This is a genomic window from Streptococcus cuniculi, from assembly GCF_004570575.1.
Classification (GTDB): domain Bacteria; phylum Bacillota; class Bacilli; order Lactobacillales; family Streptococcaceae; genus Streptococcus; species Streptococcus cuniculi_A.
Window position 1 is genome coordinate 82,325 of sequence record NZ_SPPD01000001.1, and the last position, 13,586, is coordinate 95,910.

Genomic DNA, 13,586 nt, shown 5'->3' on the forward strand with positions numbered 1-13,586 from the left:
CTAATTTGTTAAAAATTGGAGGAAGAAGATGACAAATACACGTAAAATGGCTTTGATACCCATTCTCTCAGCAGTTTCTTTTCTGCTCATGTATCTAAAATTTCCCTTGATTCCAGCAGCGAGTTTCTTGGAAATTGATTTTTCGATTATTCCTATTTTAATTGGAATGCTGGTCTTAGATTTAGGATCGGCTTTTAGCATTCTCTTTTTGCGGACAGTTCTCAAGTTTGTATTACATAACAATGGTCCGTCAACAGTGATTGGTCTGCCGATGAACATTGCAGCTCTCGCCGTTTTCATGGTTGCCTTGTATGTGATGTGGAGCAAGAAGCAGACGCTTAAAACCTATTTCATTGCGTCTTTTATGGGGACAATTGGTATGACCTTGGTGATGCTGGCCTTAAACTATGTTTATGCCATCCCAGTCTATGCAGCTTTTGCCAACTTTGATATTAGACAGATTCTAGGGGTGAACCATTATTTGTTCGCTATGGTATTGCCGTTTAATCTCTTAGAAGGCGTGATTTTCTCACTCGTCTTTTATCTGGTGTATCGTGCAGGTCGACCGATTTTAAGGAAATTATAAAAAAATTAGATTATACTGCTTGTATGAAAAACAGACAACTTTACTTTCGAAATGCTTCGTTTGCAGCTCTCTTCTTTGTTATTTTAGGATATGTGGTAAAATTTTATCCTCAGCAATTGGTGGGCTTTGATAGTAGCATTCAAACAGCTCTGCGTGGGGATTTTCCTGCGTTTGCAACGCTTTTTTGGACGACGATTACCCTACTTGGAAATGTGACAGTCCTTTTACCTATTTGTTTGGCAGTAGCCTTTTATTGTTACCAGAAGCGGTGGAAGAGTGAGAGTTACTTTATTCTATCTAGTTTTGCGGTGATGGGAGTCCTATCAACAGCTCTGAAATATGTCTACCAACGCCCGAGACCTAGCATTGAATGGCTGGTGGATACACCTGGCTACTCGTTTCCAAGCTGGCATGCTGCCTCTACCTTGATGGTGGCAGGTGTCATGGTCATTTTGGTGCAACAACATCTCAAAACCACTATCACAAAACGGATTGCGCAGGCAGGCTTGATTATCCTTGCCATGCTGGTTGGAATTTCACGAATTTACGTTGGGGTCCATTATCCAACAGATATTATCGGTGGTTGGTTGTTAGCCACTAGTCTGTTGTACATCTTGTTTCCATTCTATGATCGGTTGCGGTTTCAATGGAGATTTCAAGGGAAACAGAAATAGTAGGGCGAGATAAAGCCTCATAAAAAATGATAAATGAAGAAAGATTGGAGGTTGATTTCCAATCTTTCTTTTTTCTATATGCTTATGGTACAGAATGCATAGAGTTTCCTATCATTCACTACTTCCGACATTTTTGACCGGTTGTTTCTCCACTTGCTCTAGCGCAGCTTGAATGGTTTGGGCAAAGAGTGTTGCACCTTCAGTTTCTAGGTTAAAATGGACAAGATCTGTATTTATCCATATTTGTGGATTCTCTATAGCTGTTTGATACCAATCAGCTATACTAATGTAGTCGTACTTGCTTGCTAAGTTACGCTCATATTGTCCGATTTGGTAGGTTAGAGCCTGCTCAGATGCATTGTTTCCGTCGTAAGGAGTGACAAAAATCAGTCGATGTCCTTTTGGAAAACGGCTGACGAGTTCATCTAGTAATTCTTGATAGTTGTCACTAGTATTGGTACCAAGAGCGATAACGACATTTTCTTTGAGAGAGTGACTTGTTGTGTATAATTGGATAAGATGACTAGCTTCACTTAAATTTCTACTGATAGCGCCATCAAGATGAGCTTCTGGCAAGATGTTTTGTATGCCTGTATTTGCTCGAAGGCTAACAGAGTCACCAATAATGGTTGTTCCCTTTTCTACATTGTAGTCAGTTGCTTGAGCATTTTCAGCAGCAGAGCGAGTAGTGGTTAATTGACGTTCAGCTTGATATAAGTTACTAATCAAGGATTCACGCTCAAAGTTTCCTAGTCGAGGGGCAAAGAGGCTTATTCCGAGTGTCACAAGGAGGAATGCAGTTGCAGTTGCTCCTATCCATTTTGTATAGGGCTTGAGGTCAAACTCGACATTCCAAAGCCGTCCGTTTTTTCCAGCTAGATAAGGTTCAAGGAGATAGAAGGAAAGACTCGCAAAGAGGATGGAGAATATCAGAGTAAGGAATACAGCTAGCGTATGGCTGAGCACTTGTGAAAAGATGGTATAGAAAGGCCAATGGAAGAGGTAAATACCGTAGGAAATATTGGAGAAAAAGAGTAAGATAGCAGGTTCTGTTATATTTTCAGTCTTTTCATGTAAGATACGAGCAGCATAAATCATGACGGCAGTGGCTGAACTTGAAAGGAGGAACCCAACAAGGTAGGTCCAGATGCTATCAAATGGCAAGAAAAATAGGAGTAGTAGTTCAACGGTCAAACCAGCTGCAAAAACAGCGAGTGTTTGTTTTACATCCCATTTTTCAATGACTCTTTCAAATGGTCGAGTTAGTTTTTTCAGTCCTGTCAAGCTAGCGAGTGTGCTTCCCAAGAAGAAGGGGAAAATGTGGGTCCATGTTGCAAAATAAATCGTTGAGAAATTACTGACAAAGAAACTTGAAATGAACATGGCAAGGAAGCTGATGAGAAAAAGTCCGCTAGAAGCGAGAAAGACCATTCCACGGAGCTGTCCTAGTGTCTTTGCCAGCCGCGTGATTCCCCAGATGATCAATGCCCAGAGGAGATAAAAATGGACTTCAAGGGCAAGGCTCCAAGTGTGGAGGAAAAGGTGCGGTGTAAATTGATTTTCGTAAGAATTGCCTGACAGGATTTCAAAGAAGTTGGTCATGAAGCCTAAAGTCGCCATTAGCTGACGTCCGATTCCAGCAATGAAGTCATTGCGGACCAGCAGAGCAAGCGGTGTTGTCAGAAGAAGGGTTAGGACAACTGGCGGGAAAATCCGATAAAAACGCCGCTTGAAAAATCCTTTGAAATCAATAGCTTGATGCTTGGCGTATTCATCTAAAAATAAGGCGGTTGTCAGATAGCCAGACAGGGTGAAAAAGAGGTCCACTCCGATAAAGCCACCGGGGAAAAATAAGATATAGAAGTGATAGAATAGGACAAAGAGCATGCCTAGCACTCGGATTGTTGAAAACCATTTAATTCGCATGTTGATAAATTCCTTGTTTGAATGTTCCTTCGTAAACAACCTTTGCTTCGGTGGTTAATTTGCCCTCACCGTCAGCAATCCCATTTTTAAACTCTCCCTCGTAGGTCCAGCCACTAGCAGAGTGAAAGGTCCCTTTACCATTAAAAATCCCATCTTTAAACTGCCCTTCGTATTTGTCGCCATTTGCAAAGGTTAGGCTACCTTGCCCAGTCATTTTATTGGCAATAACAGTACCATGATAGGTCATTTTTCCCTCGTCTAGTTTTAGTGTTTGCTGGGTTGGGATGCGTCCGAGAAAGACGGATAAGGCGCAGACAATGATAAGGGCAATACAGGCTTTTTCAATGTTTGAGCGCGTGAGATAGGTTTTTGGCTGTTTCAAATCAATCGTTTGTAGACGGTCTATCAACTTCTTCATAGTGTGTCTCTTTTCTAGTCATTCTTTCTCTCATTCTATCATTTTTTAGGGAGATTGACAAAGATAGTTTCCCTAAAAATGGAAAGACTATAATAGGCGATTTTGCCAAGTGAGACAGCCCTCAGTGACCATGCGATAGGTTTCCTCAAAGTCCCCTGTATACCAAGGATCTGGGACACTTTCTTCGGCAAAAGGATAGATTTTAGTATGGAGTCTGCTAGGTAGCATTTTCTTTAAATCAGCTACATTCTGGCTATCCATACCGATGATGTAGTCACATTCTTCGGCCAGTTCTAGCGTTATCTGCTGAGATGTTTTATCACGATTATAGGGAATCTGATACTGCTTGAAAATCTGCTGGGTCCCTCTGTGAATCGGATTGCCATGTTCCCAAGCTGACGTTGCCCGACTTTCTACAATTACTTGGTCTGTGAGATCTTTCATGACAAATTCAGCCATGGGACTGCGGCAGATATTTCCAAGACAGACGAAGACGATTTTTTTCATTGTTGGCTCCTTATCGATATTCATTTCTATTATACCGTATTTTGCTCTAGAATGACCTTAACATTTTCTGTGAATGTTAAAACTTTTCTCATAAAGGGCGAAATAGTTGCAATTTTTGTCATCTTTATTTATAATGGTTACAAATAAGAGAAAGAAGGTAATCCTTTATGATGACTAAATTCTATCAATCTTCTGCAGAAATTGCGAACTTTGCAAAACCCCAAGCTGAACCAGAAACAAAGGCTCTCTTGAACCAAGCAGTGGCGGACTTGTCAGTAGCCCACTCTATCTTGCACCAAGTGCATTGGTATATGCGTGGGCGTGGCTTCCTTGTATGGCATCCAAAAATGGACGAGTACATGGAAGAATTGGATAGCTATCTTGATGAAATGAGTGAACGCTTGATTACCTTGGGTGGCGCTCCATTTTCTACCTTGAAAGAATTTAGCGACAACAGCCAGTTGAAAGAAGTGCCAGGCGATTATAGCTTGTCAATGGACGCACAATTGGGTCGTGTCGTAGAAGTCTTCCGCTACCTTGTCGGTTTGTTCCAACAAGGGCTTGATGTGACCGATGCAGAAGGAGATGATGTGACAAATGACATCTTCAACGGGGCAAAAGCAAGTCTTGAAAAACATATCTGGATGATTCAGGCGGAGCTAGGTCAAGCACCAGGCTTGTAAGAAACAGTACCATATGTATATCACCAGCACCAAAGGGTGCTGGTTTTTTATTATGTGGCTTTAAGCCCGTCTCGCTCCGATAGGTGCGAGATAAATAAACCACCCGCTATGCGGGTGCGCATCGAATGTTATACAAAAAACTCTCCAAACGCGATACAATAAGGGTGTTCAAGCCAACTGTAAAGCGAAAGGAGACAATAATATGGCACAAAAGGCACATAGTTTATCACACACAAAGTGGATGTGTAAATATCAGATTGTGTTTACACCTAAGTATAGACGAAAAGTTATCTATAATCAATATAGAAGCAGTTTAGGCGAAATATTTCACCGATTATGCAGTTACAAAGGAGTGGAAATTATAGAAGGACATCTGATGCCAGACCATGTTCACATGTTAGTGAGCATTGCACCACGAATAAGTGTATCAAGTTTCATGGTGTATTTAAAAGGTAAAAGTGCTTTAATGATGTTTGCTAAACACGCCAACTTAAAATACAAGTTTGGGAATCGACATTTTTGGGCAGAGGGCTATTATGTGAGTACAGTTGGTCTCAATGAAGGCACCATAAAGAAATATATTCAAGAGCAGGAACAACATGATATAGCACTTGATAAGTTGAGTGTGAAAGGGATAGTGGCAAGTAGTACAACTGCCTCTTTAAGAGGCTAGTGACGAGTCAAGAGCAGTGAGGCTTGAACAAAGTGAAAGCCAGCGTCTTTAGGCGCTGGCTGGTGATGTGGGCTTATAGCCCCGGTTCAAACCACCCGTTAGACGGGTGGTCATGATTGTAAATTCAGACTATACCTTCTGTTCGGCCGCCTATTTTGCCGTAGCTGTTGCGAGCTTAGGGATATGGAAGAAACGATCCAGTGGATTGTTGTTTCAACGAGAGTACAGTCGCTTTTTTCACGCCCTCGTATCTTAGTGTATGACATTTGTCATTTTCTTCAATGACAAATCTATCTAGTGAGGGAAGGTGGAAAGGAGTATACTGTTGGGGGTAGTAGATAATGACTATCATGTTTAGTCATCTATTCCTATATCCAATGGAAATAAATAATAGTGATGATTGGTTCATTATTGTAGACAGACAGGAGGTCAGAAAATGAGCATGATTGAAGTGAGAAGCATTTCAAAAACGATTAAGGAAAAGAAGATTTTAGAGGATATTTCCTTTGAGATTGGTGAGGGCGAGTGTGTCGCCTTGATTGGGCCAAACGGGGCAGGAAAGACCACCTTGCTGTCTTGCTTGCTGGGGGATTGGTTTGTCACCAGTGGCGATATTCGTATTGAAGGGCGCAAGGTGACAGATGCGGTCTTAAAGAAAGTGGTTGGGATTTTGCCGCAGGAAAATGGGGTGCCGGCTAGTCTCACGGTTCAGGAATTGATTGCCTTTTTCCAAGCCATCTATCTCAATCCGTTGTCAGATAAGGAGGTAGACGAGTTACTAGATTTTTCTCCTGAGCAGAAGAATCAGTTGGCAGAAAAATTGTCAGGCGGCCAAAAGCGCTTGCTATCCTTTGTCTTGACCCTGATTGGTCGTCCCTCCATTCTCTTTTTGGATGAGCCGACAACGGCTATGGATACCTCCACTCGTCAGCGTTTCTGGGAGATTGTTCATCGCTTAAAAGAAAGCGGTGTGACCCTTGTCTATTCTTCGCATTATATCGAAGAAGTCGAGCATACGGCGGATCGTATCTTGGTCTTGCATCAGGGACGGCTCTTGCGGGATACGACACCCTTTAAAATGCGCTCGGAAGAGCAGGAAAAACAATTCATCATTCCAAGTGATTATGAGGCGATTATCACAAGCTGGGACAATATCTATGATATGGAAGTCAAGCATGATAGGCTTTCTTTTATGACTAAAGATGTGGATGCGGTTTGGCAGGCCCTGCAGAAAGTGAACTGTCCGATTGCCGAGATTGAAATGACCAATAAAACCTTACTTAATACCCTATTTGATACGACTAAGGAGGAAGAAAAATGACAGCTTTACTAAAAATTGAATATCTTTTAACCAAGCGCAATGTGGGGAATTTCCTATTAGGAATTGGCATGCCTGTCATCTTTTTCCTCTTCTTTTCGTCCATGTTTGATAGTTCCTATGGGGATGTGGCAGGCTTGACGAGAAATTATCTACTCACCATGACGGCCTTTAGTATGAGTAGTTTTGCTTTATTTAGCTTTCCTAGTATGCTTGAGGAGGATGTTAGAAGTCGTTGGCTCTTGCAGATTCAGCATTCTCCAATCCCTCTTTACCAATACTATGCTGCCAAAGTGTTTCGTGTCTTTCTGTCATTTATCATTTCAATCGTAGTCAATTTTGCAGTTGGGGCATTCTTTCGAGGTGTACGGATGGCAGCAGACCAGTGGTTGGTATCTGCTCTCTTGCTACTAATTGCTAGTATGGTTTATTTGGCAATTGGCCTTGCTCTGACCTTGTTCAAAAATCTGCAAACCTTGTCCGTGGTCGCGAATATCTTATACTTAGTGTTGGCTATTTTTGGTGGTAGCTGGATGCCCTATGAAACCTTTCCCGATTGGATGAAATTAGTGGCTCACTTTACCCCGTCTTACTATGCCAATCAGTTAGTGCTTCGTTATATCAATGAGGGGCACTTGCAAGTTCAACCTTTACTAATGGTCTTCCTTTATACTATACTAATAGCAGGCCTAACGTTAGTGCTGAAAAAGAAACAGGAAGTGAGATAGCGTGACATTACTCCAAAAACTGAAACAAGCCCATACCATGTACTATGTATCCTTGGTTTACCTCATTTTTCCCATATATGGGGTATTATCGGAAGGTATGCCCTGGCATATCCTTCCTCTGACGATTCTTTTTGCAATTGCTTATCTAGGATTGTTGGTGGTAGAAAAAGCTAGTATTCTTCATCTGTTCTGGCTTTATCTTTGTATTTATGTAGTCTATACAACGATAGTTGGGACGCCGTCCTTGGCTATGTTTACCTTCTATTTATCGAATATCTTGACCTGGAATTTCCAGGAGGATAAAAAGACAAGTTTTCGCTACTTGACCTTTTATTTGGTGCTTCTCTCCTTACTCCTCATTATTTTGTCAATCGCTGATATAGGAGTTAAGATTTTCCTCAGTGTTATGGTGCTGGCATGCCTTCTCATGACCTATGGAATGCAAAGAGGGATTCAGCAAGCCAAGTTGAAGGAGGAATTGTTTGAAAAGAATGCCTCCATTAACCTCCTTTTAGCAGAAAATGAACGCAATCGAATCGGGCAGGATTTGCATGATACCTTGGGGCATGTCTTTGCCATGATGAGCATCAAGAGTGAATTGGCACTGACGCTTATGGAGCATGCCTCTTATGAACAGGCTAAGCAAGAAGTTCAGGATTTGCGGGATATTACAAAAAATGCCATGCAAGAAGTGCGGCAGATTGTCCAAGCTCTGAAATTCCATAGTTTGGAAGAAGAATTGCAGATTTTAGGGAATATGCTAGAGTTAGCAGGGATTGACTTGGCAGTTGAAGGAAGAGAAGTAGAAATGGGCGAGGAGCAAGAGGCTGCTCTGACCATGGCCCTGCGGGAATTGTGTAATAATCTCATCAAGCATAGTCAAGCAAGTAGTTGCCGTATCCAGTTGAGTGAGAAAGACGGCAGGGTTCGGGTTTTAGTAGAAGATAATGGGATTGGCTTTGGAGAGCTGACGGGTGAGGAGTTGTACTCGATTCGTGATCGCTTGATTCGCTACCAAGGCAGGGTGGAGATTGTGTCGAGGAAACAACCGACACAGATTCAGTTGGATATTCCCAAAGGAGAGAAGGATGAACATACTAGTAGCTGAAGATCAAAGCATGTTGCGCGATGCCCTCTGCCAGCTCTTGGAATTGCAGGAGGCTATCGAGCGGGTTTTTCCAGCCAAGAATGGCTTAGAAGCGCAAGCTATCTTACAAAAGGAACAAGTGGATGTTGCTATCTTAGACATTGAAATGCCCAAGATGACAGGACTAGATGTCCTTGAATGGGTAAAAGAGGCGTTTCCGAGCCAAAAAGTGATTATGGTGACTACCTTCAAACGACCAGGCTATTTTGAACGTGCCATTCGTGCAGATGTAGATGCCTATGTGCTGAAAGAACGTAGTATTTCTGAGCTGATGAGGACGATTGAGCGCGTGCTTCAGGGGCAAAAAGAGTATTCCCCAGAGCTAATGGAGAGCTTTTTCACCATGAAAAATCCCCTAACCAAGCAAGAGCAACTCCTTCTTCAAAAGGTTGCTCTAGGACTTTCAAACCAGGAAATAGCTGACCAGATGTATCTCTCAAATGGAACCGTCCGCAATTACATGTCCACCATCCTCAGCAAACTAGGCGCCGAAAACCGCACCGAAGCCACCAACATCGCCAAAGAAAATGGATGGTTGTAACACTCCAGTGGAGTGTTACAAGTTGGAGATAGAAGAATCGAAGATTCTCTCCTCTCACTCCAGTGGATTGTTAGAGGTTAGAAATGAAGGCACCGCAGGTTCTGTCCTTGTAGTTCAGTGAACTATTGCAAGTTGGAAATGGAGGAATCGAAGATTTCCTCCTCGCAGTTTGGTAGCTTATTGGAGGTTGGAGATGAGAGAAACATAGTTTCTTTCATTGCACTCCAGTGGATTGTTAGAGGTTAGAAATGAGGGCACCGCAGGTTCTGTCCTTGTAGTTCAGTGAACTATTGCAAGTTGGAAATGGAGGAATCGAAGATTCTCTCCTCGCAGTTTGGTAGCTTATTGGAGGTTGGAAATAAAGGAAGCGTAGCTTCTATCATTGCAGTCCAGAGGGAGCGTTACAAGTTGGAGATAAAAGAACCGCAGGTCCTGTCCCTGCCTTCCAGATGTAGTTTGATGTTTTTTTAGCCAATGCTCCGATTGAAGTTTTTCCATGATTCGAAACACTTAGTGAACTAGGTGTTTTTTGTTGAGCAAAAAAAGTGAAAAGGTCTTAGCTATGATTCTCTTTCTTCTTGCTTGAAATGCTTCTTGGTTGGCGAGTGACAAAGGAGCGAGATATTGCTTTCCTAGTCTTTTTGCGTTCTTTTTGGTATAATAAGGGACGTAAAAGACAAGATACTTGTATTGCATTGTGCTGAGGATTGTGTCAGAAAAGACCATGTTTGAATGGATGAGGGAGTGGTATGCCAGATTATTTGTCAGTGTCGTCATTGACGAAGTACTTGAAGTTGAAGTTTGACCGGGATCCGTACTTGGAGAGGGTTTATTTGACGGGGCAGGTGTCCAATTTTCGCAAGCGCCCGAGTCATCAGTATTTTTCTCTAAAGGACGAAAAGGCGGTGATTCAGGCGACGGTTTGGGCAGGAGTCTATCGGTCTCTCGGCTTTGAGTTAGAAGAGGGGATGAAGGTCAATGTTATTGGACGTATCCAACTTTATGAACCAAGCGGGAGTTACTCCATTATCATTGAAAAGGCTGAGCCAGACGGCATTGGAGCGCTTGCGATTCAGTTTGAACAGTTGAAAAAGAAATTGGGGGATGAGGGTCTCTTTCAGGAGAAATTCAAACAGCCCCTGCCTCAATTTCCCCAAAAGATTGGTGTGGTGACGAGTCAGAGTGGGGCGGTCATTCGTGATATTATCACAACGGTTAGCAGGCGTTTTCCGGATCGAGAGGTGGTGCTCTATCCGACCAAGGTGCAGGGGGACGGAGCAGCAATGGAAATTGCGCAAAATATCCGAAGAGCTAATGAGCGGGAAGATCTTGACGTGCTGATTATCGGGCGTGGGGGAGGCTCCATTGAGGATTTGTGGGCTTTCAACGAAGAAGAAGTGGTGCGGGCGATTTTTGAATCACGGATTCCGATTATTTCCAGTGTTGGGCATGAAACAGATACAACACTAGCGGACTTTGTGGCCGATCGACGGGCCGCAACACCAACAGCTGCGGCAGAACTTGCCACACCTGTGACCAAATTGGATGTCCTGTCTCATCTAAAACAGCAAGAAAATCGAATGAGCAAGGCTGTAGGGAACCGTCTGGTCTATCATCGTGAACGCCTAGAGAAATTGGTTCATTCTGTGATTTTTAGGCAACCCGAGCGTCTGTACGATGCCTATTTACAAAAATTAGACCACCTGCAATTGCGCATGAAGCAATCCATTTCCGAATATAGAAATGAAAGTAAAAGGCGTGCTCAGGTATTGGAGCAGCGCTTGCTTGCTTGTTCGCCACTTCAAAAAATTGCCCTGTATCAGGAAAAGCTAGGGCAACAGCAACGTTTGTTGCAGCAACAGATGTCTATGATTTATAAGCAGAAGGAGGCGGAAGTCAAGCGCTTGGCGGATAGTCTCCTCATGCTAGATACCAGCCGAATTGTGGCAAGGGGATATGCGATTGTAGCGCAAAATGGACATGTGGTGGATAGTGTTCATAAGGTTCAAAGAGAGGAAAATGCGACCATTCAGCTACGAGATGGTCAGGTAGAAGTAGAGGTAAAAGATGTCAAAACAAAAGAAATTTGAGGAAAATTTAGCAGATTTGGAACAGATTGTGCAACGCCTGGAGAGTGGTGATGTGGCTCTTGAAGATGCGATTGCCGAGTTTCAAAAAGGCATGAAACTTTCAAAAGAACTCCAAGATACCCTAAATCAAGCAGAAAAGACCTTGGTCAAGGTCATGCAAGCAGACGGAACAGAAACGGATATGGAATGAAGCAAGTGGAACGATTGAATTGGATTGAGAAAGTCATTTTAGAGTTTTACGGTGAAAAGCCTGTCGCACCTCGTTTGGTCAAGACCATTCTCTACTCCGTTCAAGCGGGTGGCAAGCGCCTGCGTCCGCTCCTTTTGTTGGAGCTGTTGGAGGGATTTGGTATAACTCTGACAGAAGCCCACGTTCAAGTGGCGGCAGCCGTTGAGATGATTCATACAGGAAGTCTGATTCACGATGATCTGCCTGCCATGGATAACGACGATTATCGTCGTGGTCGCTTGACCAGTCACAAGAAATTTGGCGAGGACATGGCCATTTTGGCGGGGGATAGCCTCTTTCTGGATTCCTATGCCTTGGTGGCAATGGCAGAGCTTCCTAGCCAGATTCGGGTGGAATTGATAGCCGCCTTGTCTAAAGCTGCTGGAACCTTTGGCATGGTTGGCGGACAGGTGCTGGATATGGAAGGGGAACAAGGCAGTTTAAGCCTTTCGGAATTGAAAACGATTCATGCCCATAAAACAGGAAAGCTCCTCGCCTATCCCTTTGTGGCAACAGGACTGATGGTTGAAGCCGACAATACTGTTCAGGCAATCTTGCAAGAAACGGGTGAATGGCTCGGTCTTGCTTTTCAAGTGCGAGATGATATTTTAGATGTGACAGCTAGTTTTGAGGAACTCGGAAAAACACCGAACAAAGACCTTGTAGCAGACAAGTCCACCTATCCTGCTCTGCTTGGCTTAGAAGAGTCCAAATCCTATCTAGCAATGAGCCTAGACAAGGTAGAGGAGGGACTTGTGGCCTTGGAAGAACAATCCTCCTTTCAGGCAGACAAGATTCGAGAAATAGTAGAAAGTTTACGATTATATGGCTAAAGAAAGAGTAGATGTGCTGGCCTACAAGCAAGGCCTCTTTGATACACGAGAGCAGGCTAAGCGCGGCGTTATGGCAGGCCTAGTGGTCTCTGTTGTGAATGGCGAGCGCTATGATAAGCCGGGGGAGAAGATTGAGGAGGACACCGAGTTAAAATTAAAAGGCGAAAAGTTGAAATATGTCAGCCGTGGTGGTTTAAAACTGGAGAAGGCTCTTCAGGTATTTGGCCTATCTGTTAAAGGGAAAACAACCCTCGATATAGGGGCTTCAACAGGTGGATTTACCGATGTCATGTTGCAAAATGGGGCAGATTTGGTCTACGCTGTTGACGTTGGCACCAATCAATTAGCTTGGAAAATTCGTCAAGATGGGCGTGTGGTCAGCATGGAGCAATTCAATTTCCGTTATGCGACCCCAAGTGATTTTGCACGAACGCCACAGTTTGCCAGCATTGATGTCAGCTTTATCTCGCTGAGTTTGATTTTGCCAGCCCTTTCAGCTATTTTGGCAGATGAGGGAGAAGTCGTTGCCCTTATCAAGCCGCAATTTGAGGCAGGACGTGAGCAGATTGGTAAGAACGGAATCGTCAAGGACAAGGCTGTTCATCGGATGGTCTTGGAAAAGGTGACTGCTTTTGCGGTGGAAGCAGGATTTACGGTCAAGGCGCTTGATTTTTCCCCCATTCAAGGTGGGCATGGTAATGTGGAATTTTTAAGTTATTTGAAAAAGGAAAGTTCAGCTGAAAATCAAGTTGCAGCTGCTATTAAAACCATTGTAGAACAAGCGCATAAGGAATTTAAGGATGAGTAAAAAAGAACGCTTAGCGAAAATTAGAAAATTTGTAACGGATTTTGAGATTGGTAGGCAGGAAGAAATTGTCGAGCACCTTCGGAAATCTGGATTGACGGCAACTCAGGCAACGGTTTCCCGTGACATCAAGGAATTGGGGATTGTGAAAACGCCGTTGAAAGACAATAGCTATATTTATGAGCTGCCAAAAACCAAGAGTGCAAGTCTAAAGTTGGTTGAAAAAAATGTCTTGTCATCTGACATTTTGGACAATATGCTAAATTTAAAGTTGGTGCCAGGAAGCACAGCTTTTGTAAAAAATCAGATTGTTGAGGCTTTTTCAGAGGTTATTTTTAGCATTGTTTCAGATGATGATACGATTTTGATGATTGTACGGGATAAGGCTAAGGCACCAGAGGTCTTAGAAACGATAAAAAATTGGTAGG

The 13,586-nt window shown here is 43.2% G+C and carries 15 protein-coding genes and 1 pseudogene; 13 read left to right on the plus strand and 3 right to left on the minus strand.

Annotated elements, in window-relative coordinates:
• Positions 1–19 precede the first annotated feature (19 nt).
• Together E4T82_RS00400 and E4T82_RS00405 are read left to right on the plus strand one after the other, a co-directional pair.
• Positions 20–586 (plus strand): annotated as a pseudogene (locus E4T82_RS00400) (ECF transporter S component); the annotation flags it as partial.
• 23 nt (positions 587–609) lie between these two features.
• The gene (locus tag E4T82_RS00405) at positions 610–1,260 is read left to right on the plus strand and encodes a phosphatase PAP2 family protein (protein WP_135180943.1); all 651 of its coding nucleotides are present in this window, start codon (positions 610–612) and stop codon (positions 1,258–1,260) included.
• Between the two features lie 111 nt (positions 1,261–1,371).
• Here the strand turns inward: E4T82_RS00405 and E4T82_RS00410 are convergent, their stop codons facing one another.
• The 3 genes from E4T82_RS00410 to E4T82_RS00420 form a co-directional block, all read right to left on the minus strand.
• Entirely contained in the window at positions 1,372–3,186 is a 1,815-nt protein-coding gene (locus E4T82_RS00410; RefSeq protein WP_135180944.1) for an acyltransferase family protein, read from the minus strand.
• Complete coding sequence (locus tag E4T82_RS00415; RefSeq protein ID WP_135180945.1) at positions 3,176–3,604, minus strand: hypothetical protein; 429 nt, start codon at positions 3,602–3,604, stop codon at positions 3,176–3,178. Before E4T82_RS00415 ends, E4T82_RS00410 begins: the two co-directional genes overlap by 11 nt.
• 87 nt (positions 3,605–3,691) lie before the next feature.
• On the minus strand, positions 3,692–4,111 hold the full coding sequence (locus tag E4T82_RS00420) for a low molecular weight protein-tyrosine-phosphatase (RefSeq protein ID WP_135180946.1): 420 nt from the start codon (positions 4,109–4,111) through the stop codon (positions 3,692–3,694).
• 170 nt (positions 4,112–4,281) lie between these two features.
• Between E4T82_RS00420 and E4T82_RS00425 the strand changes: the two genes are divergently transcribed.
• The 11 genes from E4T82_RS00425 (at position 4,282) to E4T82_RS00480 (ending at position 13,585) form a co-directional block, all read left to right on the plus strand.
• A complete protein-coding gene (locus E4T82_RS00425) occupies positions 4,282–4,794 on the plus strand; it encodes a Dps family protein (protein WP_194185858.1) in 513 nt (170 codons plus the stop codon).
• 202 nt (positions 4,795–4,996) lie between these two features.
• A complete protein-coding gene (gene tnpA / locus E4T82_RS00430) occupies positions 4,997–5,467 on the plus strand; it encodes an IS200/IS605 family transposase (RefSeq protein ID WP_135180948.1) in 471 nt (156 codons plus the stop codon).
• A gap of 436 nt (positions 5,468–5,903) precedes the next feature.
• Complete coding sequence (locus tag E4T82_RS00440) at positions 5,904–6,788, plus strand: ABC transporter ATP-binding protein (RefSeq protein ID WP_135180949.1); 885 nt, start codon at positions 5,904–5,906, stop codon at positions 6,786–6,788.
• Positions 6,785–7,513, plus strand: a complete 729-nt coding sequence (locus tag E4T82_RS00445) for an ABC transporter permease (RefSeq protein WP_135180950.1) — start codon at positions 6,785–6,787, stop codon at positions 7,511–7,513. Before E4T82_RS00440 ends, E4T82_RS00445 begins: the two co-directional genes overlap by 4 nt.
• 1 nt (position 7,514) lies before the next feature.
• Positions 7,515–8,621: a sensor histidine kinase gene (locus E4T82_RS00450; protein WP_135180951.1), complete on the plus strand. Its 1,107-nt coding sequence runs from the start codon at positions 7,515–7,517 to the stop codon at positions 8,619–8,621.
• Entirely contained in the window at positions 8,602–9,201 is a 600-nt protein-coding gene (locus E4T82_RS00455; RefSeq protein WP_135180952.1) for a response regulator transcription factor, read from the plus strand. The genes E4T82_RS00450 and E4T82_RS00455 overlap by 20 nt, the downstream gene beginning before the upstream one ends.
• 749 nt (positions 9,202–9,950) lie before the next feature.
• Positions 9,951–11,291: an exodeoxyribonuclease VII large subunit gene (xseA, locus tag E4T82_RS00460; RefSeq protein ID WP_135180953.1), complete on the plus strand. Its 1,341-nt coding sequence runs from the start codon at positions 9,951–9,953 to the stop codon at positions 11,289–11,291.
• Positions 11,269–11,481 carry an exodeoxyribonuclease VII small subunit gene (locus tag E4T82_RS00465; RefSeq protein WP_135180954.1) on the plus strand — a complete coding sequence of 71 codons (213 nt, stop codon included), beginning with the start codon at positions 11,269–11,271 and terminating at the stop codon, positions 11,479–11,481. Before xseA ends, E4T82_RS00465 begins: the two co-directional genes overlap by 23 nt.
• Positions 11,478–12,353: a polyprenyl synthetase family protein gene (locus E4T82_RS00470; protein WP_135180955.1), complete on the plus strand. Its 876-nt coding sequence runs from the start codon at positions 11,478–11,480 to the stop codon at positions 12,351–12,353. The genes E4T82_RS00465 and E4T82_RS00470 overlap by 4 nt, the downstream gene beginning before the upstream one ends.
• Positions 12,346–13,161: a TlyA family RNA methyltransferase gene (locus E4T82_RS00475; protein ID WP_135180956.1), complete on the plus strand. Its 816-nt coding sequence runs from the start codon at positions 12,346–12,348 to the stop codon at positions 13,159–13,161. Before E4T82_RS00470 ends, E4T82_RS00475 begins: the two co-directional genes overlap by 8 nt.
• Positions 13,154–13,585 (plus strand): arginine repressor, encoded by a 432-nt coding sequence (locus tag E4T82_RS00480; protein ID WP_135180957.1) that lies wholly within the window; start codon positions 13,154–13,156, stop codon positions 13,583–13,585. Before E4T82_RS00475 ends, E4T82_RS00480 begins: the two co-directional genes overlap by 8 nt.
• Position 13,586 lies beyond the last annotated feature (1 nt).

Bases quoted from the DNA above. Each gene is read 5' to 3' on its own strand.
- E4T82_RS00405 (WP_135180943.1), top strand. From the start codon at position 610: ATGAAAAACAGACAACTTTACTTTCGAAATGCTTCGTTTGCAGCTCTC.
- E4T82_RS00410 (WP_135180944.1), bottom strand. From the start codon at position 3,186: ATGCGAATTAAATGGTTTTCAACAATCCGAGTGCTAGGCATGCTCTTT.
- E4T82_RS00415 (WP_135180945.1), bottom strand. From the start codon at position 3,604: ATGAAGAAGTTGATAGACCGTCTACAAACGATTGATTTGAAACAGCCA.
- E4T82_RS00420 (WP_135180946.1), bottom strand. From the start codon at position 4,111: ATGAAAAAAATCGTCTTCGTCTGTCTTGGAAATATCTGCCGCAGTCCC.
- E4T82_RS00425 (WP_194185858.1), top strand. From the start codon at position 4,282: ATGACTAAATTCTATCAATCTTCTGCAGAAATTGCGAACTTTGCAAAA.
- tnpA (WP_135180948.1), top strand. From the start codon at position 4,997: ATGGCACAAAAGGCACATAGTTTATCACACACAAAGTGGATGTGTAAA.
- E4T82_RS00440 (WP_135180949.1), top strand. From the start codon at position 5,904: ATGAGCATGATTGAAGTGAGAAGCATTTCAAAAACGATTAAGGAAAAG.
- E4T82_RS00445 (WP_135180950.1), top strand. From the start codon at position 6,785: ATGACAGCTTTACTAAAAATTGAATATCTTTTAACCAAGCGCAATGTG.
- E4T82_RS00455 (WP_135180952.1), top strand. From the start codon at position 8,602: ATGAACATACTAGTAGCTGAAGATCAAAGCATGTTGCGCGATGCCCTC.
- xseA (WP_135180953.1), top strand. From the start codon at position 9,951: ATGCCAGATTATTTGTCAGTGTCGTCATTGACGAAGTACTTGAAGTTG.
- E4T82_RS00465 (WP_135180954.1), top strand. From the start codon at position 11,269: ATGTCAAAACAAAAGAAATTTGAGGAAAATTTAGCAGATTTGGAACAG.
- E4T82_RS00470 (WP_135180955.1), top strand. From the start codon at position 11,478: ATGAAGCAAGTGGAACGATTGAATTGGATTGAGAAAGTCATTTTAGAG.
- E4T82_RS00475 (WP_135180956.1), top strand. From the start codon at position 12,346: ATGGCTAAAGAAAGAGTAGATGTGCTGGCCTACAAGCAAGGCCTCTTT.
- E4T82_RS00480 (WP_135180957.1), top strand. From the start codon at position 13,154: ATGAGTAAAAAAGAACGCTTAGCGAAAATTAGAAAATTTGTAACGGAT.